The organism is Pseudomonas sp. NFACC14 (assembly GCF_900106885.1).
Lineage (GTDB): Bacteria > Pseudomonadota > Gammaproteobacteria > Pseudomonadales > Pseudomonadaceae > Aquipseudomonas > Aquipseudomonas fluorescens_AA.
Genome location: NZ_FNOA01000022.1, coordinates 65,034 through 90,889, shown reverse-complemented (window position 1 = coordinate 90,889; position 25,856 = coordinate 65,034). Strand labels below are relative to the sequence as shown.

Sequence of the window (25,856 nt, the reverse complement as noted above, 5' to 3'; positions counted from 1 at the left end):
CGCCCTCAACGGGCGATGATCAATGGATGCCCGCGCTCCGGATGGTCTTGCACCAGCACATCCAGGCCAAACACCGCCTTGAGCGGTTCCGGACGCAGCACGTGCCGGGGCGTGTCCAGGGCCACCGGTCGACCGGACGCGAGCAGCAACAGGCGATCACAGTAGCGCGCCGCCAGGTTCAGGTCATGCAGGATAACCAGCACAGCGGCGCCGCGACCGGCGAATTCACGTACCGCCTGGAGGATGGTGTGCTGATGCAGCGGATCGAGCATCGAGGTCGGCTCGTCCAGCAACAGGGTCTGCCCCGCTTTACCCGGCCACAACTGCGCCAACACCCGTGCCAGATGCACCCGCTGGCGTTCGCCACCGGACAACGCCAGGTAACTGCGACCGTGCAGATGCGCGGCGTCTGCCGCTTGCAGCGCAGCGGCGACGATTTGCTCGTCGCGCAGCCGACCACTCTGATGCGGCAGGCGCCCCATGCCGACGACTTCCTCGACGCGAAAGGCAAAATCCAGGGTCGAGGACTGCGGCAAGACCGCCAGGCGACGGGCGCGCTCGGCCCCCTGCCATTGGGCCAGTGGACGGTCTTCGAGCCAGACCTGCCCCTGGCTCGGTCGCAATTGGCCACACAGGCCCGCCAGCAAGGTACTTTTGCCCGCACCGTTGGGCCCGAGCACACCGAGCACCTCGCCGGGGTTGAGCAGCAGATCGATGTCCGCCAGCACGGTTTTGCGGCCACGTTGAATGTGCAGGTTTTGTGCTCGCAACATCAGCCGCGCCCTCGTACCAATAGATAGAGGAAGAACGGCGCACCGATGAAGGCCGTGACGATGCCGATCGGCAATTCCGCGGGGGCCAGCGCCAAGCGTGCCACCAAGTCAGCGAGCAACAGCAGGCTTGCCCCCGCCAGCACTGAAGCGGGCAGCAACACACGGTGGTCGGGGCCGGCCACCAGGCGCACCAGATGCGGCACCACCAGCCCGACGAAACCGATCATGCCCGCCGCCGCCACCGCCGCGCCAACCCCCAGGGCCGTACAAAATACCAGCTCACGCTTGAGGGCTTCGACGTTGACGCCCAAATGGGCTGCCTCGGACTCGCCCAGCAACAGCGCATTGAGTTCCCGGGCTCGGCGTGGCAGCCAGAGCGCCACGCCGGCGCTGACCAGCAACAGCGGCCACAACCTCGCGTAACTGGCGCCGTTGAGACTGCCCAGGTTCCAGAACGTCAGGGTGCGCAGGGTCGCGTCGTCCGCCAGGTAGGTGAACAGGCCGACGGCGGAACCGGACAGCGCGGTCAGGGCGATGCCGGCCAGGAGCATGGTCGCGACATGGGTCTGGCCATTGCGGCGGCCGAGGCGATAGACCAGCGCCGTAACGCCGAGCCCGCCAAGGAACGCACACAACGACAACACGTAAGGGCCGAAGGCTTCGGGCAATCCACCCAGCGCCGAGCCACCGACAATGGCGACGGCTGCGCCCAACGCCGCACCGCTGGACACGCCCACCAACCCCGGGTCTGCCAGCGGGTTACGGAACAGCCCCTGCATCGCCACACCGGACAACGCCAACACCCCGCCCACCGCCAAGCCCAGCAGAGTGCGTGGCAAACGGATCTGGCCGAGGATCAGTTCGGCCTGTTCCAGGCCATCGGCGGCGACCGGCAGGCCCAACAGCCGCAAAGCGGCGCGCAAGGTGTCCAGCAGCGGCAGGCTCACCGGCCCCAGGGCCAGGGACAGCCAGGTCGTCAGCAAACACAGCAGGCCCAGGCCAATAAACAAGGTGCGAGGCTTGACCGACGAAGTCATGGCGCCGCGGCCGGCTCAGCCGGATAAAAGCCTGCCGTCAGTTTCACCAGACTCTGCGGCAGCCGCGGGCCCAATCCGCCCACCAGCAGCGTCGGGTCGAGCTCCATGACGCGCCCGTCCCTGGCGGCTCGGGTCGAGGAAAGAATCGGATTTTCCCTGAACAGCGCCGCACGGGCTTCTTCACCACTCAAGGCTCGGTCGGCGAAGACCAGCACTTCAGGATTCAGGCTGGCCAGGGTTTCCACTGAAAAGGATTTATAGCCGCTGTGGGTCGCCAGGTTGTGACCGCCGGCCTGCTGTAACAGCCAATCGGCAGCCGTGCCCTTGCCAGCGACCAGTGGCTTGCCACCGGAACTGCCTACCAATAGCAATACGCCGGGAGCCTTTTGCTTGCGCTGGGCCTCGGTCACCCGGGCCTGCTGCTGGGCGAGCTGTTCCTGATAACGGTCGAACAACCGTGTCGCCTCGGCCTGCGCCCCCAGCAATTGCCCCAGGTGCTGCAAGTTGCCCTGCAGGGTCGGCAGGTCTGGCGTGGTCGAGAACAATTCGACCTTTACGCCAGCGCCGCGGATTTGCGCCAGCACAGGTGGCGGCCCCATTTCCTCGGTGCCCACCAGGATCTGCGGACGCAGGCTCAATACGCCCTCTGCGGACAGTTGTCGCTGATAGCCAATGCTGGGCAGGGCCCGCAAGGATTCAGGATGCTGGCTGGTGGTGTCCACGCCCACCAGTTTCGACTCGCCCCCCAACGCGCTGACCCACTCCGACAAGGCGCCGCCGGCGCTGACCCAACGCTGCGGCGATTCAGCCGCGCTGGCCCCCTGGTTGACCAACAGTGCGACACAGAGCGCAACAACGCGGATGTTCAGACGCATCGGGCAGCTTCCTCAAAGAAGTTTTTCGCAGGACCGGGCCGGGCCAAGTATCCTCGACCACCTGCGAAGGAAGCGCCATTTGATAATTGTTTTCATTTGAGCGTCAAGGGTGGATCTTTTGCCACACCAAACCTGTGGGAGCGAGCTTGCTCGCGATAGCGGTGTACCAGTCACCTTAATGTTGGCTGATCGACCGCTATCGCGAGCAAGCTCGCTCCCACAGAGGCTCACTCCGACAGATATATAGAGACACACATGAAGTTTCTTTGTACCGCCGCCGAACTGCCCGAAAACGGCAGTCGCGGTTTCGACCTCAATGGGCGCAAGGTGCTGGCCGTGCGACGCGCCGGCCAGGTGTATGCCTATCTCAACCGCTGCCCGCACCGGGGCGTGCCACTGGAGTGGCAACCCGACCAGTTCCTCGACCCCAGCGCCAGCCTGATCCAGTGCGCCACTCACGGCGCGCTGTTCCTGATCGAGAGCGGTGAATGCGTGGCCGGCCCCTGCGCCGGCCAGTTCCTGGCCGCGCTAGACAGCCGGGAGGACGAGCAAGGCATCTGGGTCGAACTCTAGCGTCGTGAGCAACACTGGCAACGCACGGTCCACCCACATCTGCTCGGGCGTCAGCGTAACTCCGTAGGCCAACACTTCCACCCCCGCCGCCACCGCATCATGCAGGGCTGCGGTGTATACCGGGTCGATCTCGTGTGCCGGGCGCACGGCCTCGATGCCGCTCAGGTTCACGCAATACAGCTGCACCGCTCGCACACCTTCCCGGGCCAGGCAGGCCAGCTCCCTCAGGTGCTTGGCTCCGCGCAGCGTGACCGCATCGGGAAACGCCGCCACTTGGGTGCCATCGAAACCCAACGTGACACTTTTGACTTCGACCCAGGCCGAGCCTTGAGCGTAGTCCAGGCGAAAATCGATGCGGCTGTTCTCCATGCCATAAGCCACTTCACGCTTGAGCCCGGTGAACCCGTTCAGTTCACTGATGACTCCGGCGCGCAAGGCTTCTTCGACCAAGGCGTTGGCGCGTGCGGTATTGATGCAGGCCAGCCGCCCTTGAGGGGTTTCGCCGATTTCCCAGGTTCCGGGCAACTTGCGCTTGGGGTCGCTGGAGCGACTGAACCAGACGCGCGCGCCTTCAGCCATGCAGTTGAGCATCGAGCCGGTGTTGGGGCAGTGAATAGTGAGGAGTTCGCCGTGAACGGTCTCGATATCAGCGAGAAAACGCTTGTAACGTCGAATCAGACGACCTTCTTCCAACGCAGGGGAGAAACGCATCAGCCTTGCCAGCTCCGCAGTCCACGTTCGATTCGCGCCACCGCTTCCTGTAGCCGCGGCAAGCTCTGTGTGTAGGCGAACCGCACATGGTGGCTGGCCTGGTGACGGCCGAAATCCAGACCCGGGGTGAAGGCCACGTGTTCGGTTTCCAGGAAATGCTGGCAGAACGCAAAGGCATCGCCGCCGAAGGTGCTGATATCGGCATAGAGGTAAAACGCCCCTTGGGGCTCCACCGCGATACCGAAGCCCAATTCCCGCAAGGCCGGTAGCAGAAAGTCGCGGCGCAGCGCGAACTCGGCCCGCCGCAGCTCGAAGATTTCGATGGTGGCGGGCTCGAAACAGGCCAGGGCGGCATACTGGGCCATGCTCGGCGCACTGATGTAGAGGTTCTGCGCAAGTTTTTCCAGCTCGCCGATGGCCGCCGAAGGGGCCACCAACCAGCCCAGCCGCCAGCCGGTCATGCCGAAGTACTTGGAAAAACTATTAAGGACAAAGGCGTCGTCGTCGACTTCCAGCACACTGGCGGCGTCGGTGCCATAGGTCAGGCCGTGATAGATCTCGTCCACCACCAGATGGCCGTTGTGGCCCTTGATGGCCTTGGACAACCCTGCCAACTCGTCCCGGGTGAGAATCGTCCCGGTCGGGTTGGCTGGCGAGGCCACCAACGCACCGACGCTGTCCTGGTCCCAATGACGGTCCACCAGGTCCGGCGTCAATTGATAGCGCACGTCCGGCCCCACGGGCACCAATTGCGCCGCGCCTTCCACCAGGCGCAGGAAATGACGGTTGCACGGATAGCCGGGGTCGGCCAACAGCCAATGCTTGCCCGGGTCCACCAGCAAGGCGCTGGTCAGCAGCAACGCGCCGGAGCCGCCCGGCGTGATCATGATCCGTCGAGGATCGATGTCCACCCCGTAGCGCTGACCATAGAAACCGGAGATGGCTTCGCGCAGCTCGGGAATGCCACGGGCCGCGGTGTAACGGGTCTTGCCCGCCGCCAGCGCGGCCTGGCCGGCCTGGATGATCGGTTCGGCGGTGGTAAAGTCCGGCTCGCCGATCTCCAGGTGGATAACGTCATGCCCGGCGGCTTGCAGTTCGTTGGCGCGAGCCAACAGCGCCATCACATGGAAAGGTTCGATGGCGCGGCTGCGCGCACTGTAGGGCTGAGCCATTGGCCTTCCTTCAGGGGAAAAAGAACCGATTCTACCCAACTCGGGAACAACTGCGGGAACACGCGCGAGGCCAAAGCGGTCTGAGCCCTCGAATTGCAGGAAATGACTCCCGCGATTGGCCCAGGCTTGACTAGAATCAAGCATTGAGCAGGTTTAGATCCCCACCGAAGCGAACCCGGCCACGTTTTACAGGCCCCGGCCGCCGCAGGCTCGACAACCGGGAGTAGCGCGGCCCGATTTGATCTGGTAAGTTCGCCCGCTTGCAGCCGCAGGGCCGGCAGGTGTCGGTGATGGAGCAATCCTGCGTAGTGGATTACAAGAGTAGAGGCGGTCCATTCATGCCCACCCAAGCAAAGCAAAATCAAAATCAGTCGCTCAGCGGGTTTGAGCCTTACGTCCCGCAAGCTGGCGAAGAGTATATGGGCGCCCCCATGCGCGCGCACTTCACCAAGATCCTGAACAAGTGGAAACAGGACTTGATGCAGGAAGTCGACCGCACCGTGGATCACATGAAAGACGAAGCGGCCAACTTCCCCGACCCGGCCGACCGTGCCAGTCAGGAAGAAGAGTTCAGCCTCGAACTGCGCGCCCGTGACCGTGAGCGCAAGCTCATCAAGAAAATCGACAAGACCCTGCAACTGATCGAAGACGAAGAGTACGGTTGGTGCGAGTCCTGCGGCATCGAGATCGGCATTCGTCGCCTGGAAGCCCGACCGACCGCCGACCTGTGCATCGACTGCAAGACCCTGGCGGAAATCAAGGAAAAACAGGTCGGCAAGTAATCGCCGGAGCTGTTATCGAAACGGAGCGTTCATACGCTCCGTTTTTTGTTTCCGATATTTACCCCCACGTTTTGGTGCCCCCCCTGTGGGAGCGAGCTCGCTCGCGATAGCAGTGGGTCAGCCAACAGTGATGTGGCTGACAGGCCGCTATCGCGAGCAAGCTCGCTCCCACAAGGGGATATGCTTTGTTGTCGAGATTGCACGCCCACCGCCCGGACCCAGTAACATTCGCCCTATGACTGCCTACATCGGACGCTTCGCCCCCACCCCCAGCGGCCACCTGCATTTCGGTTCGCTGGTCGCCGCACTGGCATCGTACCTGGATGCCCGGGCCGTGGACGGCCGCTGGTTGCTGCGCATGGAAGACCTCGACCCGCCCCGGGAAGAACCGGGCGCGCAAGCGGCGATTCTCAAGGCGCTGGAAAGCTACGGGTTTGAATGGGACGGCGAAATGGTTCGCCAGAGCGAGCGCCATGACGCCTACGACCCAGTCATCAACCGGCTGTTCAGCCAGGGCCTGGCCTATGCCTGCACCTGTTCGCGCAAGCAACTGGAGGCGTACCGGGGCATTTATCCGGGCCTGTGCCGCAATGCCGGGCACGGCACCGAGGACGCCGCCATCCGCCTGCGCGTCCCCGAGCTCGAGTACCACTTCACCGACCGGGTCCAGGGCGAATTCCGCCAGCACCTGGGCCGTGAAGTCGGTGATTTCGTGATCCGCCGCCGCGACGGACTCTATGCCTATCAATTGGCCGTGGTCCTGGACGACGCCTGGCAAGGGGTGACCGATATCGTGCGCGGCGCCGACCTGCTGGACTCCACGCCGCGCCAGCTCTACCTGCAAGAACTGCTCGGGTTGCCACAACCGCGTTACCTGCACGTGCCGTTGATCACCCAGCCCGACGGGCACAAGCTCGGCAAATCCTACCGTTCACCGCCACTGGCGGCCGACCAGGCCACGCCGCTGCTGCTACGGGCGTTGCGCGCGCTGGGCCAGCAACCGGGGCCCGAACTGGACGACGCCAACCCACGGGAACTGCTGGCCTGGGGCATTCGCCACTGGGACGCGGGCAAGATCCCGCGCACACTGAGCCTGCCCGAAGCGCAAATACGTTGACGGCCCTTGCAGCTTGGCGCCCATCCGTTACCATCGCCGCACGTTTTCGGGCACGCGCATAAATTAGAGAGGCCGGGATGTATATCTATCGCTTGGTCCTGCTCCTGGTAGTGGGGATTTACTTGTTCTCCCCGGCCATCATGGATTGGTGGATCGATGCCACGGGTGCCTGGTATCGGCCGTATCTGCTCTGGCTGATCCTGATTGTCGTGACCTTCATCCTGCAGAGCCAAAAAGATGCCGATGAGCTTTAGCCTGACCCAGATGATCCTGATCAGCGCCGCCTACCTGGCGGTGCTGTTCGGCGTGGCCTGGATCAGCGAACGGGGCATGATTCCCCGGGCGATCATCCGCCACCCGCTGACCTACACCCTGTCGCTGGGTGTCTATGCCAGCGCGTGGGCGTTCTATGGCACGGTCGGGCTGGCCTATCAGTACGGCTATGGTTTCCTCTCCAGTTACCTCGGCGTATCGGGCGCGTTCCTGCTGGCGCCGGTATTGCTCTACCCGATCCTGAAAATCACCCGCACCTACCAACTGTCCTCCCTGGCCGACCTGTTCGCCTTTCGCTTTCGCAGCACCTGGGCCGGCGCCCTGACCACGATCTTCATGCTGGTCGGGGTGTTACCGTTGCTGGCCCTGCAAATACAGGCCGTGGCCGATTCCATCAGCATCCTGACGCGCGAGCCGGTGCAGCACCGGGTGGCGTTGAGTTTCTGCGTGCTGATCATCCTGTTCACGATTTTCTTCGGTTCCCGGCACATCGCCACGCGGGAGAAACACGAAGGCCTGGTGTTCGCGATCGCTTTCGAGTCGGTGATCAAGTTGATTGCCATCGGCGGCGTCGGTCTCTATGCCCTGTACGGCGTGTTCGACGGCCCGCAACAGCTGGAAGTGTGGCTGCTGCAGAACCAGACCGCCCTCGCCGCCTTGCACACGCCCTTGCAGGAAGGTCCGTGGCGCACGCTGTTGCTGGTGTTCTTCGCCTCGGCCATCGTGATGCCGCACATGTACCACATGACCTTTACCGAAAACCTCAACCCGCGCTCGCTGGTGAGCGCCAGTTGGGGCCTGCCGCTGTTCCTGCTGCTGATGAGCCTGGCGGTGCCGTTGATCCTCTGGGCCGGCCTGAAGCTGGGCGCCAGCACCAACCCGGAATATTTCACCCTGGGCATCGGCATCGCCGCCAACAGCAAGGCCCTGGCCTTGCTGGCTTACGTCGGCGGCCTGTCGGCGGCCAGCGGCCTGATTATCGTCACCACGCTGGCCTTGTCGGGGATGGCCCTCAACCACCTGGTGCTGCCGCTCTACCAGCCACCGGCCGAAGGCAACATCTACCGCTGGCTGAAATGGACCCGACGGGCGCTGATCGTCGCGATCATCATGGCCGGCTACGGTTTCTACCTGATGCTGGGCGACGGGCAGGACCTGGCCAACCTGGGCATCGTCGCCTTCGTCGCCACCTTGCAGTTCCTGCCCGGCGTGCTGTCGGTGCTGTATTGGCCGACCGCCAACCGCCGCGGCTTCATCGCCGGCCTGCTGGCGGGGATCCTGGTGTGGCTGGTGGCGATGCTGCTGCCGCTGATGGGCAACTTGCAGGGTTTCTATATTCCACTGCTGAACATGATCTACGTGCTCGACGACACCAGTTGGCATATGGCGGCCATCGCTTCCCTGGCAGCGAACGTGCTGATGTTCACCCTGATCTCGCTGTTCACCAACGCCAGCAGCGAAGAGGCCAGCGCCGCCGAAGCCTGTGCGGTCGACAATGTTCGTCGTCCGCAGCGCCGCGAGCTGCACGCCGCCTCGCCCCAGGAGTTCGCCACGCAACTGGCCAAGCCCCTGGGTGCCAAAGCCGCGCAAAAGGAAGTCGAACAGGCCCTGCGCGACCTTTACCTGCCCTTCGATGAACGCCGCCCGTATGCCTTGCGTCGCCTGCGGGACCGGATCGAGGCCAACCTGTCCGGCCTGATGGGCCCCAGCGTGGCCCAGGACATGGTCGAGACGTTCCTGCCCTACAAGGCCGGTGGCGAGAACTATGTCACCGAAGACATCCACTTCATCGAAAGCCGCCTCGAGGATTACCATTCGCGCCTCACCGGCCTGGCCGCCGAACTGGACGCCTTGCGCCGTTACCACCGCCAGACCCTGCAGGAACTGCCGATGGGCGTGTGTTCCCTGGCCAAGGACCAGGAAATCCTGATGTGGAACAAGGCCATGGAAGAACTGACCGGGATCGCCGCCCAGCGCGTGGTCGGTTCACGCCTGAGCACCCTGGGCGAGCCATGGAAAGGCTTGCTGCAAGGCTTCATCGACCTGCCTGACGAGCACCTGCACAAACAGCACCTGGCCCTCGACGGCCAGACCCGCTGGCTGAACCTGCACAAGGCGGCGATCGACGAGCCGTTGGCACCGGGCAACAGCGGCCTGGTGCTGCTGGTGGAAGACCTGACCGACACCCAGATGCTCGAAGACAAGTTGGTCCACTCCGAACGCCTGGCAAGCATTGGCCGGCTGGCCGCCGGGGTGGCCCACGAAATCGGCAACCCGATCACCGGCATCGCCTGCCTGGCGCAGAACCTGCGCGAAGAGCGCGAGGACGACGGCGAGCTGACGGAAATCAGCGGCCAGATCCTCGAACAGACCAAGCGCGTGTCGCGCATCGTCCAGTCGCTGATGAGCTTCGCCCATGCCGGCGGTCACCAGCACAATGACGAGCCCGTCTGCCTGGCCGAAGTGGCCCAGGACGCCATTGGTCTGCTGGCCCTCAACCGGCGCAATTTCGAGGTGCAATTCTTCAACCTGTGCGACCCGGATCATTGGGTCGATGGCGACCCCCAGCGGCTCGCCCAGGTGTTGATCAACCTGCTCTCCAACGCGCGGGACGCCTCACCGGCCGGCAGCGCGGTGCGGGTCAAGAGCGAAGCGTTCGAACACACGGTCGACCTGATCGTCGAAGACGAAGGCAGCGGTATCCCACAGAACATCATGGACCGATTGTTCGAACCCTTCTTCACCACCAAGGATCCTGGCGAAGGCACCGGTCTGGGCCTCGCACTGGTCTATTCCATCGTTGAAGAGCATTATGGACAAATCACCATCGACAGCCCGGCCGATGTTCAGAGCCAGCGCGGCACCCGTATCCGGGTGACCTTGCCGCGTCATGTCGAAGCGACGTCCGCTGTGAACTGAGACCGTCGAGAGAATCGAATCAATGCCGCACATTTTGATCGTCGAAGACGAAACAATTATCCGCTCCGCCTTGCGCCGCCTGCTGGAACGCAACCAGTACCAGGTCAGCGAAGCCGGTTCAGTGCAGGAAGCACAAGAGCGTTTCAGCATTCCCACGTTTGACCTGATTGTCAGCGACCTGCGCCTGCCTGGCGCCCCGGGTACCGAGCTGATCAAGCTCGGCCAGGGCACGCCGGTGCTGATCATGACCAGCTATGCCAGCCTGCGCTCGGCGGTCGACTCCATGAAAATGGGCGCGGTGGACTACATCGCCAAACCGTTCGACCACGACGAAATGCTCCAGGCCGTGGCCCGCATCCTGCGTGACCGACAGGCGGCGACCAGCAACCCGGCGGAACCCGTCGGCAAGACCACCGCCTCGGTGAAAGTCGGGGCCAGCAACAGTAATGGCGAGATCGGCATCATCGGTTCCTGCCCGCCCATGCAGGACCTGTACAGCAAGATCCGCAAAGTCGCGCCGACCGACTCCAATGTCCTGGTCCAGGGCGAGTCCGGCACCGGCAAGGAGCTGGTGGCCCGTGCCCTGCACAACCTGTCGCGCCGAGCCAAGGCACCGATGATCTCGGTGAACTGCGCGGCCATTCCGGAGAGCCTGATCGAGTCCGAACTGTTCGGTCACGAGAAAGGGGCGTTCACTGGCGCCAGTGCCGGGCGTGCCGGGCTGGTGGAAGCGGCAGACGGCGGCACGTTGTTCCTCGATGAAATCGGCGAGCTGCCACTGGAGGCCCAGGCGCGGTTGCTGCGGGTGCTCCAGGAGGGGGAAATCCGCCGGGTCGGCTCGGTGCAGTCGCAGAAGGTCGATGTCCGCCTGATCGCGGCCACCCACCGTGATCTCAAGAGCCTGGCGAAAATCGGCCAGTTTCGCGAGGACTTGTATTACCGCTTGCACGTGATCGCCTTGAAGCTCCCTGCCCTGCGCGAGCGTGGCGCGGACGTCAATGAAATCGCCCAGGCGTTTCTGGCCCGCCAGAGCGCGCGGGTCAACCGCACCGATCTCAAGTTCGCCCCGGACGCCGAACAGGCCATTCGTCATTACGCCTGGCCGGGTAACGTTCGGGAGCTGGAAAACGCGGTCGAGCGGGCGGTAATCCTGTGCGAGAGCCCGGAAATCTCCGCCGACCTGCTGGGTATCGACATCGAACTGAGCGACCTGGACGACGAAGAATTCATTGGCCTGGCCCCACAACAAGGCGGCGCTGCCAACAACACCAGCCACGAACCCACCGAAGACCTGTCCCTGGAGGATTACTTCCAGCATTTCGTCCTCGAACACCAGGACCACATGACCGAGACCGAGCTGGCACGCAAGCTGGGCGTCAGCCGCAAGTGCCTGTGGGAACGGCGCCAGCGCCTGGGCATCCCACGGCGCAAGACCGGGGCGACCAGCGAAAGCTGACTGTGTGGGAGCGAGCTTGCTCGCGATAGCGGTGTGTCAGTCGCGCTATAGGCAAGCTGATATCCCCCATCGCGAGCAAGCTCCGCTCCCACAGGGAATGTGAAAAAACTGTTACCCCAGTCTTTTTCACGTAACAGAAGCCGGGGTTTACGGTAACGAAACCCCGGCTTTTTTTCGCCTCGGAAAAATGGCCACACCCATAGAACCCCCGGTTTCTCTGGGTTTCGCAAAAGTTGGCACGCACCCTGCTATACCTTTGGTACAAGAACAATAACAAGCAATGCAAAAGACAATAAAAACAAGACGAATCGACTCACGCACAATAAAAACAAGACGGCGAGAGGCGCAGCTAACTGATTCTTTTGGAGAGGCGTTGTATTTGGGGCTTGCCCCACAACCAGGCCGAGAACAATAAAAACTGTCTCAAGACAGGTGCCTGAACTGGTTGGATCGATTGATCACTGCAACACAGCGACCAAAGCAATCCGTTTGCTCTTGGCTCCCGATTGGGAGGGTCACGAAGGGAAAACCTCGTGGCGCGGGCACTCAACAAAAACAAGAAGCCCGAAACCAATAATAAAAACAGAGCACGCAACTAATTCTGGGGGAGCTCCGGCTCCCCTTGTGGTTTCTGTCGTTCCGCCTCCCCCGCAGCCTACAAGCCTGTCGCCTGAAGCTTGCAGCTCAAACGCCTGCGTCCTACACCATCCCTCGACTAAATGCTAGAATCCCCGCCCATCATGCGGTCATTCTTCGTTTTTGGCCGAATATTCCTTCAAACAGTGCATCCCATGCTGAAGAAGCTGTTCCAGTCATTCCGTTCTCCCTTGCGTCGTACGCAACACATTCGCAGCACGCCTGAAGTGCTCAACAGCGGCCAGCATTCGCTGCAAAAGGCCCAGTTCAGCCGTTATGCGGTGAACATCGTCGAACGTTTGCAGAACGCCGGCTACCAGGCTTACCTGGTTGGTGGCTGCGTGCGCGACATGCTGCTCAACATCACCCCCAAGGATTTCGACGTCGCCACCAGCGCCACGCCGGAACAGATACGGGCAGAGTTTCGCAATGCGCGGATCATTGGCCGGCGCTTCAAGCTGGTTCATATCCACTTCGGCCGCGAGATCATCGAAGTGGCGACCTTCCGCGCCAATCATCCGCAAAACGATGAAGAGGAAGACAGCAACCAGTCTTCCCGCAACGAGAGCGGACGCATCCTGCGCGATAACGTCTACGGCACGTTGGAAGAAGACGCGCAACGCCGCGACTTCACCATCAATGCCCTGTATTACGATCCGGTCAGCGAACGCATCCTCGATTACGCCAACGGCGTACACGACATTCGCAATCGTCTGATCCGCCTGATCGGCGATCCTAAGCAGCGCTACCAGGAAGACCCGGTGCGGATGCTGCGAGCCGTGCGTTTCGCCGCCAAGCTGGATTTCGGCATCGAAAAGCACAGCGCCATGCCGATTCGCGAACTGGCGCCCATGCTGCGGGAAATCCCCTCGGCGCGCCTGTTCGAGGAAGTGCTCAAGCTGTTCCTGTCAGGCAACGCGGCAGACACCTTCGAGATGCTGGTGGACCTGCAACTGTTCGATCCGCTGTTCCCCGCCAGCGCCGAGGCCCTGGAGCACAACCCGACCTACACCCACACCTTGATCAGCGAAGCACTGATCAACACCGACCTGCGTATCAAGCAGAACAAACCGGTGACGCCGGCGTTCCTGTTCGCCGCCTTGCTCTGGCCTGCCCTGCCGGCCCGGGTGCTGCGCCTGCAAGACCGTGGCATGCCGCCGATCCCGGCGATGCAGGAAGCCGCCCACGAGCTGATCGCCGAACAGTGCCAGCGCATCGCCATTCCAAAACGCTTCACGATGCCGATCCGCGAGATCTGGGACATGCAGGAGCGCCTGCCACGGCGCAGCGGCAAACGTGCCGACCTGCTGCTGGAAAATCCGCGTTTCCGCGCCGGCTACGACTTCCTCCTGCTGCGCGAAAGCGCGGGCGAGCAGACCGATGGCCTGGGCGAATGGTGGACCGATTACCAGGACGCCAACGACAGCGAGCGCCGCGATATGATTCGTGAGCTCAGCGGCAAGGATGACGGCGCCAGCGGCCCGCGCAAGCGTCGCCGCAGCAGCGGTGCCAAACGCAAGCGTGCCGGTGTACCGAGCGCATCGGGCGAGTAATCGATGGAGCGCATCTACATCGGCATGGGCAGCAACCTGGCCGAACCCGCCGAACAACTGCGCAGTGCCGTCCAGGCGCTGGCGCAATTGCCCGATACCCAACTGGCGGGAGTCTCGGCGTTTTATCAAAGCGACTCCCTGCTTCCCGGCCAGCCGCGCTACACCAATGCGGTGGCGGCGCTGGACAGCCACCTGGCACCGCTGGACCTGCTCGATGCGCTGCAAGCCATCGAAACCGGACAAGGTCGCGAACGCCTCGAACGCTGGGGGCCGCGCACCCTGGACCTGGACATCCTGCTGTTCGGCGATCGCCTGATCGACGAGCCCCGCCTCAAGGTCCCTCACTACCATATGCAAGCCCGGGCCTTCGTCCTGTACCCACTGGCCGAACTGGCCCCCGCCGACCTGCGCCTGGCCGATGGACGCTTGCTCAAGGACCTGCTTGCCGCGTGCCCATTCGTCGGTTTGGAACGCCTGCCCGCCCACTGACGAAGACATCCCCTGTGGGAGCGAGCTTGCTCGCGATAGCGTCGGCACATCCAGCATCCAGGGTGACTGACACACCGCCATCGCGAGCAAGCTCGCTCCCACAGGCTCCGGTACCGGACAGTCACATCCGGGGCGCCCCCCAAGCTGAAACGCATCAGTCACCTCGGTAACACCCGGCGGTAACACATCCAATTGACTTCCCGATTGCTCCTCACGACTATAGGCGTCCCGCTGCCGCCAACGCGGCACTAAAGGGCGCAATCCAGGCCTTACAAGCACCACGCATAGAAGGTGCGCCTGTATAGATAACGAATCATGCGCGTTACTCGCAGTCATTCACGAGCGCCTAATGAGGACTTTTTCATGCCAGCTATTACCCTGACCACGCTGCAAGGTCTCAAGCAAAAAGGTGAAAAAATCGCCATGCTGACCTGCTATGACGCAACCTTCGCCCATGCCTGCAACGAGGCCGGTGTCGAAGTGCTGCTGGTGGGCGATTCCCTCGGCATGGTGCTGCAAGGTCACGACAGCACGCTGCCGGTGACCACCGCCGAGATGGCCTACCATGTGGCCGCCGTCAAGCGCGGTAACACCGATGCGCTGATCCTCGCCGACCTGCCGTTCATGGCCTACGCCACCCTCGAACAAACCATGACCAACAGCGCCATGCTGATGCAGGCCGGTGCCCACATGATCAAGGTAGAAGGCGCGTTGTGGCTGGCCGATTCGATTCGGCTGCTGGCCGAGCGGGGCATTCCGGTGTGCGCGCACCTGGGCCTGACCCCCCAAGCGGTGAATATCCTCGGCGGCTACAAGGTCCAGGGCCGCAATGAGAACCAGGCGCGGCAGATGCGCGCCGATGCGATTGCGCTGGAGCAGGCGGGCGCGGCGATGCTGCTGCTCGAATGCGTACCCAGCGAGCTGGCTGAAGAAATCACCCAGGCGGTGAAGATCCCGGTGATCGGGATCGGCGCCGGCAACGCCACCGATGGCCAGGTGCTGGTGCTGCACGACATGCTCGGGCTGTCGATCACCGGTCGCGTGCCCAAGTTCGTGAAGAACTTCATGGCCGGGCAAGCCTCCATCCAGGGCGCCTTGAGTACCTACGTCACTGAAGTCAAGGCCGCGACGTTCCCGGGCGCCGAACACGGATTTTCCGCATGAACACCGTCAAAACCGTACGCGAACTGCGCGCCGCCGTGGCCCGTGCCCGCGGCGAAGGCAAACGCATCGCCTTCGTGCCGACCATGGGCAACCTGCACAGCGGCCATGTGGCGCTGGTCACCAAGGCCGCACAACGGGCCGACTTCGTGGTGGCGAGCATTTTCGTCAATCCACTGCAATTCGGCGCTGGCGAAGACCTGGACAAATACCCCCGCACCCTGGCGGCCGACCAGGAAAAACTGCTCCAGGCCGGCTGCCATCTGCTGTTCGCCCCCAGCGTCGAAGAAATGTACCCCGACGGCATGGCCGGACAGACCCGGGTCAGCGTCCCGCAATTGTCCGAAGGCTTGTGCGGCGCCAGTCGTCCAGGGCATTTCGAGGGCGTGGCGACGGTGGTCAGCAAGCTGTTCAACATGGTCCAGCCTGACATCGCGGTGTTTGGCCAGAAAGACTTCCAGCAACTGGCGGTGATCCGCGCCTTGGTTCATGACTTGAACATGCCGATCCAGATCATCGGCGAGCCGACCGTGCGTGCCGAGGATGGCTTGGCGCTGTCGTCACGCAATGGCTTTCTCAGCCCGGATCAACGTGCCGTCGCGCCCGTGGTCTATCGCGTCCTGAGCCAGATCGCCGAGGCAATCAAGCAGGGCCGGCGGGATTTCCCGACGTTGATCGGCGAACAGCTCAAGCAACTGGAAGCTGCCGGCCTGCGTCCCGATTACCTGGAAATCCGTCACGCCAAGACCTTGCGCCCGGCGTTGAGCGAGGACCGCGACCTGGTGATTCTGGTGGCCGCCTTCCTCGGCACCACGCGCCTGATCGACAACCTGCACCTGGACCTCGACACCCCCGCCTGAAACATCACAAAAACCCTGTGGGAGCGAGCTTGCTCGCGATAGCGATGCATCAGTCGACATCGATATCGGCTGACCTGACGCCATCGCGAGCAAGCTCGCTCCCACAGTGAGTCATCTGCGTTCCGTCTGTCGGACCGTTCCCGCCCCCGTTGTATAAAAAAGTACCGGGTACCGGTCAGACAAAGTCAAGACAGATTGCAACGCGAGGTTTACTGTAGTCGCCCTGCGTCTGGCGATCATGTCGATGCAGTGTCCGGATGCCCACCTCGAGCCGCGCCGGAATTTTTAGTGTACAAAAGGTCGTTCAAGTAAAAAGGAAACCCGCAGCGATGGCGTATTACCGAACCCCTCATGACGTGACCGCTCTGCCAGCCTGGCAAGCGCTGAATGACCACCGCAAAGCCATGCAGGATTTCAGCATGCGCGAAGCGTTCAATGCCGATCCGCAGCGTTTCACTCAATTCACCCTGTCGAGCTGCGGCCTGTTTCTCGACTACTCGAAAAACCTGATCAACACCCAGACCCGCGATCTGCTGGTGGGTCTGGCCAACGAAGTCGACCTCAAGGGCGCGATCAAGTCGCTGTTCGAGGGCGAAATCGTCAACGCCTCGGAAAACCGCCCGGCCCTGCACACCGCCCTGCGTCGGCCCGTGGGCGACAAGTTGCTGGTCAACGGCGTCAACGTGATGCCGGACGTGCACAAGGTGTTGAACCAGATCACTGACCTGGTCGGCCGCATTCACGACGGCCTGTGGCGCGGCTACACCGAAAAGCCCATCACCGACGTGGTGAACATCGGCATCGGTGGTTCTTTCCTCGGCCCGGAACTGGTGTCCGAAGCGCTGTTGTCCTACGCGCAAAAAGGCGTTCGCTGCCACTACCTGGCGAACATCGACGGCAGCGAGTTCCATGAACTGACCATGAAGCTGCGCGCCGAGACCACGCTGTTCATCGTCTCGTCGAAATCCTTCAACACCCTCGAAACCCTGAAGAATGCCCAGGCCGCCCGCGCCTGGTACCTGGCCCAGGGTGGTTCCGAGGCGGAGCTGTATCGCCACTTCATCGCCGTGTCGAGCAACAACGCCGCCGCCGTGGCCTTCGGCATCCGTGAAGAGAACATCTTCCCGATGTGGGACTGGGTCGGCGGGCGTTACTCGCTGTGGTCGGCCATCGGCCTGCCGATCGCCCTGGCCATCGGCATGTCGAACTTCAAGGAATTGCTCTCCGGCGCCTATTCCATGGACCAGCATTTCCAGAGCGCCCCGTTCGAGCAGAACATGCCGGTGCTGCTGGCGCTGCTGGGGGTGTGGTACGGCAATTTCTGGGGTGCGCAGAGCCATGCGATCCTGCCGTACGACCACTACCTGCGTAACATCACCAAGCATTTGCAGCAATTGGACATGGAATCCAACGGCAAGAGCGTGCGCCAGGACGGTACCCCGGTGTCGACCGACACGGGCCCGGTGATCTGGGGCGGCGTCGGCTGCAACGGTCAGCACGCCTACCACCAGTTGCTGCACCAGGGCACCCAGTTGATCCCGGCCGACTTCATCGTGCCGATCGTCAGCTTCAACCCGGTTTCCGACCATCACCAGTGGCTGTACGCCAACTGCCTGTCCCAGAGCCAGGCGCTGATGCTGGGCAAGACCCGCGCCGAGGCCGAAGCCGAGCTGCGGGACAAGGGCGCCAGCGAAGAAGAGGTGCAGAAATTGGCGTCCCACAAGGTGATTCCGGGCAACCGTCCGAGCAACACCCTCGTGGTCGAACGCATCAGCCCACGGCGCCTCGGCGCACTGGTAGCGTTGTATGAACACAAAGTGTTCGTGCAGAGCGTGGTCTGGGGCATCAACGCCTTCGACCAATGGGGCGTGGAGTTGGGCAAGGAACTGGGCAAGGGCGTCTACAACCGCTTGGTGGGCAGCGAAGAAAACCCGGCCGAAGATGCCTCGACCCAGGGCTTGATCAACTACTTCCGCGGGCGTCACCGCGGCTGATCGTAGGTCGCACTCCAGGTACTGACCTTTGTGGGAGCGAGCTTGCTCGCGATAGCGGTGGATCAGTTGACACTCATGTTGACTGACACACCGCCATCGCGAGCAAGCTCGCTCCCACAGTTGTTTGTGCATGACTTGAACCCTCCCGCTACTCGGCGCATCTTTATGACTTGTCGCAAAACAAGAATAAGGAACCGTCATGTTCGATATCAGCCAGTACCCCCAAGCCGATGCCGTCCGCCGGGCTGCGCAACTGAGTCAGGACGAGTACAAGCGGCTCTACAAAGAATCCATCGAACACCCCAGTGCTTTCTGGGCCGAGCAGGCCACACGCTTTCTCGACTGGATGACGCCTTGGCAAACCGTCCAGCGCTATGACCTCAAGAACGGCGACGCGACCTGGTTCGCCGGCGGCAAGCTGAACGTCAGCGCCAATTGCATCGACCGTCACCTGGACACCCGTGGCGACCAGATCGCGATCATCTGGGAAGGCGACAACCCCGCCGAATCGGCGCAAATCACCTACAAGAAACTGCACAACCATGTGTGCCGCCTGGCCAACGTGCTGAAAAGCCGCGGCGTGAAGAAAGGCGATCGGGTCTGCATCTACATGCCGATGATTCCCGAGGCCGCCTACGCCATGCTCGCCTGCACCCGCATCGGCGCGGTGCATTCGGTGGTGTTCGGCGGCTTCTCGCCGGACTCCCTGCGCGACCGGATTCTCGATGCCGATTGCCGCACGGTGATCACGGCTGACGAAGGCGTGCGTGGCGGGCGCTTCATACCGCTCAAGCGCAACGTCGACAAGGCCCTGGAAAGCTGCCCGAACGTCAGCACCGTACTGGTGGTCGAGCGCACCCAGGGCGAGGTGGGCTGGGTCGAAGGTCGCGACCTCTGGTATCACCAGGCCATGCACGACATGAGCGACGACTGTCCACCCGAACCGATGGACGCCGAAGACCCGCTGTTCATCCTCTACACCTCCGGCAGTACAGGCAAACCCAAGGGCGTGCTGCACACCACGGGCGGTTACCTGCTGCAAGCGGCGATGACGTTCAAGTACGTGCTGGACTACCGCGACAACGAAGTGTTCTGGTGCACCGCCGACGTCGGTTGGGTCACCGGCCATAGCTACATCGTCTACGGCCCGCTGGCCAACGGCGCCACCACGCTGATCTTCGAGGGCGTGCCGAGCCACCCCAGCAGTTCGCGCTTCTGGCAGGTCATCGACAAGCATCGGGTCAATATCTTCTACACCGCACCGACCGCCCTGCGCGCGTTGATGCGCGAAGGGGCCGGGCCGTTGCAGGAAACGTCCCGCAAAAGCCTGCGATTGCTCGGCAGCGTCGGTGAGCCGATCAACCCGGAGGCGTGGGAATGGTATTTCAACACGGTAGGCGAACAGCGCTGCCCGATTGTCGATACCTGGTGGCAGACCGAAACCGGCGGCATCATGCTCAGCCCGTTGGTCAGTGCCCCACGGCTCAAACCGGGCTGCGCCACCCGGCCGATGTTCGGTGTGCAACCGGTCTTGCTGGATGAGGTGGGCAAGGAAATCAGCGGCGCCTGCAGCGGAGTACTGGCGATCAAATCCAGTTGGCCTGGGCAGATTCGCAGTGTCTATGGCGACCACCAGCGCATGGTGGACACGTACTTCAAGCCCTACCCCGGCTATTACTTCACCGGCGATGGGGCGCGCCGCGACGAAGACGGCGATTACTGGATCACCGGGCGCATCGACGACGTGATCAACGTCTCCGGGCATCGCATTGGCACCGCCGAGGTGGAAAGCGCCCTGGTGCTGCACGACAGCATCGCCGAAGCGGCCGTCGTCGGCTATCCCCACGACCTCAAGGGCCAGGGCATCTATGCCTTCGTCACGCCGATGAACGGTGTGGAGGCCAATGACGAGCTGAAGAAGGAATTGCTGGCCCACGTCAGCAAGGAAATCGGCAGCTTCGCCAAGCCGGAACTGATCCAGTGGGCACCCGCGCTGCCCAAGACCCGTTCGGGCAAGATCATGCGACGCATCCTGCGCAAGATCGCCTGCAACGAACTCGACAGCCTCGGCGACACCTCGACCCTGGCCGATCCGAGCGTGGTGGAGGGGCTGATCGACAAGCGCCTGAACCGCTGATGTTTCCAGTGGGAGCGAGCTTGCTCGCTCTCACAGGGACCACGCCAGCCATAACTGCTAAACTCCCGCGCCTCATTTCTCTAAGGCGCGCCCGGCATGTCTTCCTTGAATCAGGCGCTGCGCGCCGCCCTCGACCAGCGTCAGGAGCTGCTCGGCCAACTGCACGCGCAAGGCACCGACTGCTATCGCCTGTTCCACGGCAGCCAGGAAGGCGCACCCGGCCTGACCGTCGACCGCTACGGCCCGCAACTGCTGGTGCAGAGCTTCCATCAGTCGCTGGAACGGGACGACCTGCTGCAACTGCACGGCCTCGTCAACGAACGACTGGGCCTGGAAACCCTGCTGGTCTACAACGACCGCGCCCGGGGCAATTCGCGCGTCGACCGCCAGGACACGGTCTATCAGGCAGACGAAGCCGCCCTGCAAGACCTGGTCGGGCATGAATGGGGCTTGAATTATCGCGTTCGTGGCCGCCATGCCGGGCAGGATCCACTGCTGTTTCTCGACCTGCGCAACGCCCGGGGCTGGGTCAAGGCACACAGCCGCGGCAAAAGCGTGTTGAACCTGTTCGCCTACACCTGCGGCGTCGGCCTGAGCGCAGCGGCCGGTGGCGCGCGGGAGGTGTGCAACCTGGACTTCGCCGAAGGCAACCTGGCGGTGGGTCGCGAAAACGGCCTGCTCAACCCCGATTTGCCACCGATGGCGTTCGTGCAGTCGGATTACTTCCCGGCGATTCGCCAACTGGCGGGCCTGCCCATCAGCCAGCGTCGCGGGCAAAAACTGCCGAGCTACGTGCGCCTGGAACAACGCCAGTACGACCTGGTGCTGCTCGATCCACCGGCCTGGGCCAAAAGTGCATTCGGCACCGTCGACCTGTTGCGCGACTACCAAAGCCTGCTGAAGCCGGCATTGCTCACCACCGCCGACAATGGCGTGCTGATCTGCTGCAACAACCTGGCAAAAGTGTCCATGGACGACTGGCGCGAACAGGTACTGCGCTGTGCGGAAAAAGCCGGTCGCCCGGTGCGCGAGTGGAGCGTGCTGACGCCCGGCAGCGATTTCCCTTCCCTGGACCGGCAGCCACCGCTCAAGACGTTGATCCTCCAGTTCTAGGCCCGCGTCGGAATTTTCACCGAGAAAACCAGACAATTCTCATAAATCACAGTGGCTTCGGAACCGTAAACGCATGCCATACTCCAAGGCACTCCGAATTCACACTAGATGAAGCCGCACATGCCCAAAGGATTGATTCGCGCTTTCGGCGCCCTGTTGACCGCACTGGCCCTCTACAGTCTGTTGGGTTTTCTGATTTTGCCAGGCATCGCCTTGCGTATCGCCAACCAGCAACTGGCCGCCCATGCGACAGTGCCGGCGCAGATCCAGCGTGTGGAACTCAATCCCTTCAGCCTTGAAGTCACCCTCTGGGGCCTGAATATCGGCGAGCCAGGCAAGGAACAGGTCGGCTTCGAACGGCTGTACGCCAATTTGCAACTCGACAGCTTGTGGTCCGGCGCTCTGCACCTGATCGACATCGAGATGGACAAGCCCAAGACCGAAGTCGTGTTCGCCAAGGACGGTCAGTTGAACCTGCTGGGCCTGTTCAAGCTGCCGGCCAGCGAACCGACGCCCGCCGATCCCGAGGCCAAGCCGTTTCCCCTGCGGGTCGATCGAATCAAGTTGGCCGGCGGCTACGTGCATTTCCAGGACTTGCGGCCCAGTGAGCCCATCGAGTTTCTCTACGACACCCTCGATTTCGAGCTGAAGAATCTCAGCACCCTGCCCGACGACAATGCCGACATGACCCTGGTGGCCGCCGGCCCCGAAGGCGGACAGATCGACTGGACCGGTAATTTCAGCCTCACACCGATTGCCTCCCAAGGCACACTCAAAGTCACTGGCGGCCAGATGAAAGCCTGGTGGCCCTATGTGCGCGACGCCGTACCGCTGGTGCTGGAAAACGGTGTCCTGAACCTGAGCACCGACTACAAGCTCAACCTGGCCAAGGGCACCGAACTGCTGCTCAACAACGTCGCGGTCAGCGTCGCGCCCTTGGCGATCAAGGCCCCCGATGGCCGCCCACTGGTGAAACTCGAACGCCTGGACGTGAGCGAAACCACGGTGGACCTGGCCAAGCAGCAAGTGGTGGTCGGCAAGATCCGCAGCCAGAAGCTGGAAACCTGGGCCGCTCGCGAGGCGGACGGGCAACTGGACTGGCAGAAGCTCTTCGCCAGCCAGCCCGCAAAACCGCAAGTCAAGGCAGAACCGGCATCCGCTCCGGCGGCGGCCGACTCGCCAAAACCTGAACCGGCACCGCCCAGCAAACCGTGGCAAGTGCTGCTCAAGGACGTGCAACTGCGCGACTACCAGGTGCACTTGGCCGACCGCCAGGCGCAGCCCGCCGTGGCCCTGGAGGTCGGCCCGCTGAACCTCGACCTGCAGAACTACGACACCCTCAACGGCTCGCCCTTTACCCTCAAGCTGGATACCGGGCTGGGCAAACAGGGCAAGATCCTGGCCGATGGCGAGGTCAACCTGAACCCGATCAGCGCCAGGCTCAAGGTCAAGACCCAGGACATCGACCTGCGCGTCGCCCAGTCCTACATCAACCCGTTCATTCGCCTGGAACTGCGCTCCGGGATGCTCGGCAGTGACCTGGCGGTCGACCTCAAGAGCACCGAGCCGCTGGCATTCGCCGTCACCGGCCGCGCCCAGGTCGAGCAGTTGCACACCCTCGACACCCTCAAGACCCGCGACTTCCTCAAGTGGCAGCGTCTGGTGGTCGAAGGCCTCGATTATCAGCACGGTGACAGCCTGTCCATCGACAAGGTCAACCTGTTCCAGCCTTACGCGCGCTTCATGATCAACGACGACCGCACCACCAATGTCGATGACCTGCTGATCCCGCAACCGGCCGACAGCGGCGCGAAGAGCACCGCGCCAAAACCGAAGTCCCAGGAAAAACCGCTGGGCATCCACATCGGCGGCATCGCCATCAACGACGGTTCGGCCAACTTCGCCGACTTCAGCCTGACGCCCAATTTCGCCACGGCCATCCAGCAACTCAATGGCCAGATCGGCACCATCGACAGCCGCCAGGCCCAACCGGCCAGCGTGGACGTCAAGGGCAAGGTCGACCGTTACGCGCCGGTCACCATCAAGGGGGCGGTAAACCCCTTCGATCCGATGGCCAGCCTCGACATCGCCACCAGTTTCAAACGGGTCGAGCTGACGACCCTGACGCCCTATTCCGGCAAGTTCGCCGGCTATCGCATCCGCAAGGGCCGGCTCAATCTCGACCTGCATTACCGAATCACCAAGGGCCAGCTCCAGGCGGAGAACAAGGTGGTGGTCGAACAACTGCAGTTGGGGGAAAAAGTCGACAGCCCGGACGCCGTGAGCCTGCCGTTGAAGCTGGCCATCGCCTTGCTCAAGGACTCCGAGGGCAAGATTTCCATCGAACTGCCGGTCAGCGGCAACCTCAACGATCCACAGTTCAGTGTCATGCCGATTGTCTGGCAGACCCTGCGCAACCTGGTGGTCCGCGCGGCCCAGGCACCCTTCAAGCTCATCGGCGGGCTGGTGGCCGGGGGCGGTTCGGAAGACTTGGGCAGCGTGGCATTTGCGCCGGGTTCCAGCGACCTGAGCAAGGATAACGAAAGCGTGCTGCTCAAACTGTCCGAAGCCCTGGGCAAACGACCGGAGCTGCGCCTGGAGATCGAAGGCACCGCCGCCGAAAGCAGCGACGGTCCATTGCTCGCCGCCCAGCGTCTGGAACGCGAATACCAGTACAACTACTACAAGATGCTGCAACGTCGGGGCGACAAAGTACCGGCCCAGGCCTCGCTGATACAGGTGCCCGAGGATGAAAAGCCCCCCCTGCTCGAAGGCATCTACCGCACGCGCCTCAAGACTCAGCCGCCTGCCGAATGGGCGCAACTGGATAAAAAGGCGCGCATCGAGAAACTGCGCGAAAGCGTGATCAAGTTCTGGAGCGGCAGCGACGTGCTATTGCGTCAACTGGGACAGGAGCGGGCCAGCAGCATCAAGGACTTCCTGGTGGACAAAGGCCAATTGGCCGACGACCGCGTGTATTTCATCGACGCCAGCCTCGGCCAGGCCGAAAGCGACGGCCGCGTAATCACTCCTCTGCACCTGGATGCTGAATGACATGAAGTGTGTGTACGGGCTCAGCCTGGGTCTATTGCTCGCCGCCGGCCAAGCGTCGGCGGCCGATACGCTGCGGTGCGGCAGCCAGTTGATCAGCGTCGGTGACCGCTCCAGCGAAGTGCTGCAAAAGTGCGGGCAGCCTGTGGCGCGGGATGACCTGGGCTATAAACGCAGTGTCAATCGCCGGGAAGAATACCCGGTGGAGGAATGGACCTACGGGCCCAACAGCGGCATGTATCAGTACCTGCGTTTCGAGGGGAATCGGCTGGTGCAGATCACCAGCAAGCGGGGGCAGTGAATGTGCCGCCGCCATCGCGAGCAAGCTCGCTCCCACATTTGACCGCATTCCTTCTGGCAGAACTCGATCCCTGTGGAACAGGCTTGATCACTTTCTTCTGAAAGAACTTGGTCCCTGTGGAACAGCTTGATCACTTTTTCTGAAGGAACTCGATCCCTGTGGGAGCGAGCTTGCTCGCGATAAGGGCAACTCGGTATCCCCGGCCGGACCGCACATTTTTTCCACCCCAGAATAGAACAGGCCCCCGGCACGAATGCCGGGGGCCTGTAATGGCCACGTCCCTGTGGCCTTTCGCATGAACTCCAAAAGCAACGGCAAGCGTATGACTCAGCCCGCTTGCCGCGCCCTCTCCCAGTCCAGGCGAGAAGTCTTGGCCTTACTCGGCTTTCAGGCCGTCAGCCGATACGGCCTTGACGCCTTTGATTTTCTTGGCGATTGCCACGGCGGTGGTTTTCTGAGCCTCGGTCACGGCAACAGTGGAAGACAGGGACACAACGCCTTTGTTGGTTTCGACTTTGATATCAGTGCCAGGGATGCCTTTTTCGGTGACCAGGTCAGCTTTGACTTTGGTAGTGATCCAGGTATCGGAAGTTTCTTCCTTAGCCTTGGTCACTTCGCCAGCAGCCAGCATCATTGGCGCCTGAGTTGCTTGAGTGGTCTCGGCGAATGCGCTAGCCATGGTCAGGGTCAGTGCGGTAGCAGCGGCGGCAGTGATAGCGAACTTCTTCATACGAGTAACTCCTGTTTTTCTCAGAAACTGCCGGAGGTGCATCCCGGCAGGGTTATCAGGAGTAGTGCGAAGGCCGTGCCAGTTTTTAGAAATCAACTAATTCCTTATAAATCAATTAGTTAAGCGAAGCGGCAAAATTCACA

At 62.4% G+C, this 25,856-nt stretch carries 21 protein-coding genes; 15 read left to right on the top strand and 6 right to left on the bottom strand.

Annotation, left to right across the window (positions count from 1 at the left end; genetic code table 11):
• Positions 1 to 5: 5 nt before the first annotated feature.
• From BLU85_RS24780 to BLU85_RS24770, 3 genes are read right to left on the bottom strand one after another with little or no spacing between them, the layout of a single operon-like run.
• Positions 6 to 773, bottom strand: coding sequence for a heme ABC transporter ATP-binding protein (locus BLU85_RS24780; RefSeq protein WP_092204273.1), 768 nt, complete (start codon positions 771 to 773; stop codon positions 6 to 8).
• Positions 773 to 1,756, bottom strand: a complete 984-nt coding sequence (locus tag BLU85_RS24775) for a FecCD family ABC transporter permease (protein ID WP_170847640.1) — start codon at positions 1,754 to 1,756, stop codon at positions 773 to 775. Before BLU85_RS24775 ends, BLU85_RS24780 begins: the two co-directional genes overlap by 1 nt.
• 50 nt (positions 1,757 to 1,806) lie before the next feature.
• Complete coding sequence (locus tag BLU85_RS24770; protein WP_092204271.1) at positions 1,807 to 2,685, bottom strand: heme/hemin ABC transporter substrate-binding protein; 879 nt, start codon at positions 2,683 to 2,685, stop codon at positions 1,807 to 1,809.
• 255 nt (positions 2,686 to 2,940) lie between these two features.
• On the opposite strand from BLU85_RS24770, the gene BLU85_RS24765 reads away from it, so the two are divergent.
• On the top strand, positions 2,941 to 3,258 hold the full coding sequence (locus tag BLU85_RS24765) for a Rieske (2Fe-2S) protein (RefSeq protein ID WP_092204270.1): 318 nt from the start codon (positions 2,941 to 2,943) through the stop codon (positions 3,256 to 3,258).
• Here the strand turns inward: BLU85_RS24765 and sfsA are convergent.
• Positions 3,214 to 3,969 carry a DNA/RNA nuclease SfsA gene (sfsA, locus tag BLU85_RS24760; protein WP_092204269.1) on the bottom strand — a complete coding sequence of 252 codons (756 nt, stop codon included), beginning with the start codon at positions 3,967 to 3,969 and terminating at the stop codon, positions 3,214 to 3,216. The two genes, BLU85_RS24765 and sfsA, sit on opposite strands and share 45 nt — an antisense overlap.
• Entirely contained in the window at positions 3,969 to 5,141 is a 1,173-nt protein-coding gene (locus BLU85_RS24755; RefSeq protein WP_092204268.1) for a pyridoxal phosphate-dependent aminotransferase, read from the bottom strand. Before BLU85_RS24755 ends, sfsA begins: the two co-directional genes overlap by 1 nt.
• A 338-nt stretch (positions 5,142 to 5,479) precedes the next feature.
• On the opposite strand from BLU85_RS24755, the gene dksA reads away from it, so the two are divergent.
• The 14 genes from dksA (at position 5,480) to BLU85_RS24685 (ending at position 24,983) form a co-directional block, all read left to right on the top strand.
• Positions 5,480 to 5,923, top strand: coding sequence for an RNA polymerase-binding protein DksA (gene dksA / locus BLU85_RS24750; protein WP_003205639.1), 444 nt, complete (start codon positions 5,480 to 5,482; stop codon positions 5,921 to 5,923).
• A gap of 235 nt (positions 5,924 to 6,158) precedes the next feature.
• The gene (gluQRS, locus tag BLU85_RS24745; protein WP_092204267.1) at positions 6,159 to 7,040 is read left to right on the top strand and encodes a tRNA glutamyl-Q(34) synthetase GluQRS; all 882 of its coding nucleotides are present in this window, start codon (positions 6,159 to 6,161) and stop codon (positions 7,038 to 7,040) included.
• A 77-nt stretch (positions 7,041 to 7,117) separates the two neighbouring features.
• Positions 7,118 to 7,294 carry a hypothetical protein gene (locus tag BLU85_RS24740; RefSeq protein ID WP_003176118.1) on the top strand — a complete coding sequence of 59 codons (177 nt, stop codon included), beginning with the start codon at positions 7,118 to 7,120 and terminating at the stop codon, positions 7,292 to 7,294.
• On the top strand, positions 7,278 to 10,232 hold the full coding sequence (locus BLU85_RS24735) for a sensor histidine kinase (protein WP_162491245.1): 2,955 nt from the start codon (positions 7,278 to 7,280) through the stop codon (positions 10,230 to 10,232). The genes BLU85_RS24740 and BLU85_RS24735 overlap by 17 nt, the downstream gene beginning before the upstream one ends.
• 22 nt (positions 10,233 to 10,254) lie before the next feature.
• Complete coding sequence (locus BLU85_RS24730; protein ID WP_092204266.1) at positions 10,255 to 11,688, top strand: sigma-54-dependent transcriptional regulator; 1,434 nt, start codon at positions 10,255 to 10,257, stop codon at positions 11,686 to 11,688.
• A 791-nt stretch (positions 11,689 to 12,479) separates the two neighbouring features.
• The gene (locus BLU85_RS24725) at positions 12,480 to 13,877 is read left to right on the top strand and encodes a polynucleotide adenylyltransferase PcnB (RefSeq protein WP_170847638.1); all 1,398 of its coding nucleotides are present in this window, start codon (positions 12,480 to 12,482) and stop codon (positions 13,875 to 13,877) included.
• A 3-nt stretch (positions 13,878 to 13,880) separates the two neighbouring features.
• A complete protein-coding gene (gene folK, locus BLU85_RS24720; RefSeq protein ID WP_092204264.1) occupies positions 13,881 to 14,366 on the top strand; it encodes a 2-amino-4-hydroxy-6-hydroxymethyldihydropteridine diphosphokinase in 486 nt (161 codons plus the stop codon).
• 363 nt (positions 14,367 to 14,729) lie between these two features.
• Positions 14,730 to 15,530, top strand: coding sequence for a 3-methyl-2-oxobutanoate hydroxymethyltransferase (panB, locus tag BLU85_RS24715; RefSeq protein WP_092204263.1), 801 nt, complete (start codon positions 14,730 to 14,732; stop codon positions 15,528 to 15,530).
• Positions 15,527 to 16,387, top strand: coding sequence for a pantoate--beta-alanine ligase (panC, locus tag BLU85_RS24710; protein ID WP_092204262.1), 861 nt, complete (start codon positions 15,527 to 15,529; stop codon positions 16,385 to 16,387). The genes panB and panC overlap by 4 nt, the downstream gene beginning before the upstream one ends.
• Before the next feature lie 329 nt (positions 16,388 to 16,716).
• Entirely contained in the window at positions 16,717 to 18,381 is a 1,665-nt protein-coding gene (gene pgi, locus BLU85_RS24705) for a glucose-6-phosphate isomerase (protein WP_092204261.1), read from the top strand.
• Between the two features lie 199 nt (positions 18,382 to 18,580).
• A complete protein-coding gene (gene acs / locus BLU85_RS24700) occupies positions 18,581 to 20,518 on the top strand; it encodes an acetate--CoA ligase (RefSeq protein WP_092204260.1) in 1,938 nt (645 codons plus the stop codon).
• 96 nt (positions 20,519 to 20,614) lie between these two features.
• Complete coding sequence (locus tag BLU85_RS24695; RefSeq protein ID WP_092204259.1) at positions 20,615 to 21,631, top strand: class I SAM-dependent rRNA methyltransferase; 1,017 nt, start codon at positions 20,615 to 20,617, stop codon at positions 21,629 to 21,631.
• Between the two features lie 120 nt (positions 21,632 to 21,751).
• A complete protein-coding gene (locus BLU85_RS24690; protein WP_170847637.1) occupies positions 21,752 to 24,685 on the top strand; it encodes a DUF748 domain-containing protein in 2,934 nt (977 codons plus the stop codon).
• A gap of 1 nt (position 24,686) precedes the next feature.
• Positions 24,687 to 24,983 carry a DUF2845 domain-containing protein gene (locus BLU85_RS24685; protein ID WP_092204257.1) on the top strand — a complete coding sequence of 99 codons (297 nt, stop codon included), beginning with the start codon at positions 24,687 to 24,689 and terminating at the stop codon, positions 24,981 to 24,983.
• Positions 24,984 to 25,359: 376 nt separating this feature from the next.
• Here the strand turns inward: BLU85_RS24685 and BLU85_RS24680 are convergent, their stop codons facing one another.
• Positions 25,360 to 25,713, bottom strand: coding sequence for a BON domain-containing protein (locus BLU85_RS24680; protein ID WP_092204256.1), 354 nt, complete (start codon positions 25,711 to 25,713; stop codon positions 25,360 to 25,362).
• Between the last annotated feature and the right edge of the window lie 143 nt (positions 25,714 to 25,856).

What these genes read in the sequence shown, in the direction of transcription:
- BLU85_RS24780 (WP_092204273.1), bottom strand. Translation starts at nt 773, where the DNA reads ATGTTGCGAGCACAAAACCTGCACATTCAACGTGGCCGCAAAACCGTG.
- BLU85_RS24770 (WP_092204271.1), bottom strand. Translation starts at nt 2,685, where the DNA reads ATGCGTCTGAACATCCGCGTTGTTGCGCTCTGTGTCGCACTGTTGGTC.
- BLU85_RS24765 (WP_092204270.1), top strand. Translation starts at nt 2,941, where the DNA reads ATGAAGTTTCTTTGTACCGCCGCCGAACTGCCCGAAAACGGCAGTCGC.
- sfsA (WP_092204269.1), bottom strand. Translation starts at nt 3,969, where the DNA reads ATGCGTTTCTCCCCTGCGTTGGAAGAAGGTCGTCTGATTCGACGTTAC.
- BLU85_RS24755 (WP_092204268.1), bottom strand. Translation starts at nt 5,141, where the DNA reads ATGGCTCAGCCCTACAGTGCGCGCAGCCGCGCCATCGAACCTTTCCAT.
- dksA (WP_003205639.1), top strand. Translation starts at nt 5,480, where the DNA reads ATGCCCACCCAAGCAAAGCAAAATCAAAATCAGTCGCTCAGCGGGTTT.
- gluQRS (WP_092204267.1), top strand. Translation starts at nt 6,159, where the DNA reads ATGACTGCCTACATCGGACGCTTCGCCCCCACCCCCAGCGGCCACCTG.
- BLU85_RS24740 (WP_003176118.1), top strand. Translation starts at nt 7,118, where the DNA reads ATGTATATCTATCGCTTGGTCCTGCTCCTGGTAGTGGGGATTTACTTG.
- BLU85_RS24735 (WP_162491245.1), top strand. Translation starts at nt 7,278, where the DNA reads ATGCCGATGAGCTTTAGCCTGACCCAGATGATCCTGATCAGCGCCGCC.
- BLU85_RS24730 (WP_092204266.1), top strand. Translation starts at nt 10,255, where the DNA reads ATGCCGCACATTTTGATCGTCGAAGACGAAACAATTATCCGCTCCGCC.
- BLU85_RS24725 (WP_170847638.1), top strand. Translation starts at nt 12,480, where the DNA reads ATGCTGAAGAAGCTGTTCCAGTCATTCCGTTCTCCCTTGCGTCGTACG.
- folK (WP_092204264.1), top strand. Translation starts at nt 13,881, where the DNA reads ATGGAGCGCATCTACATCGGCATGGGCAGCAACCTGGCCGAACCCGCC.
- panB (WP_092204263.1), top strand. Translation starts at nt 14,730, where the DNA reads ATGCCAGCTATTACCCTGACCACGCTGCAAGGTCTCAAGCAAAAAGGT.
- panC (WP_092204262.1), top strand. Translation starts at nt 15,527, where the DNA reads ATGAACACCGTCAAAACCGTACGCGAACTGCGCGCCGCCGTGGCCCGT.
- pgi (WP_092204261.1), top strand. Translation starts at nt 16,717, where the DNA reads ATGGCGTATTACCGAACCCCTCATGACGTGACCGCTCTGCCAGCCTGG.
- acs (WP_092204260.1), top strand. Translation starts at nt 18,581, where the DNA reads ATGTTCGATATCAGCCAGTACCCCCAAGCCGATGCCGTCCGCCGGGCT.
- BLU85_RS24695 (WP_092204259.1), top strand. Translation starts at nt 20,615, where the DNA reads ATGTCTTCCTTGAATCAGGCGCTGCGCGCCGCCCTCGACCAGCGTCAG.
- BLU85_RS24690 (WP_170847637.1), top strand. Translation starts at nt 21,752, where the DNA reads ATGCCCAAAGGATTGATTCGCGCTTTCGGCGCCCTGTTGACCGCACTG.
- BLU85_RS24685 (WP_092204257.1), top strand. Translation starts at nt 24,687, where the DNA reads ATGAAGTGTGTGTACGGGCTCAGCCTGGGTCTATTGCTCGCCGCCGGC.
- BLU85_RS24680 (WP_092204256.1), bottom strand. Translation starts at nt 25,713, where the DNA reads ATGAAGAAGTTCGCTATCACTGCCGCCGCTGCTACCGCACTGACCCTG.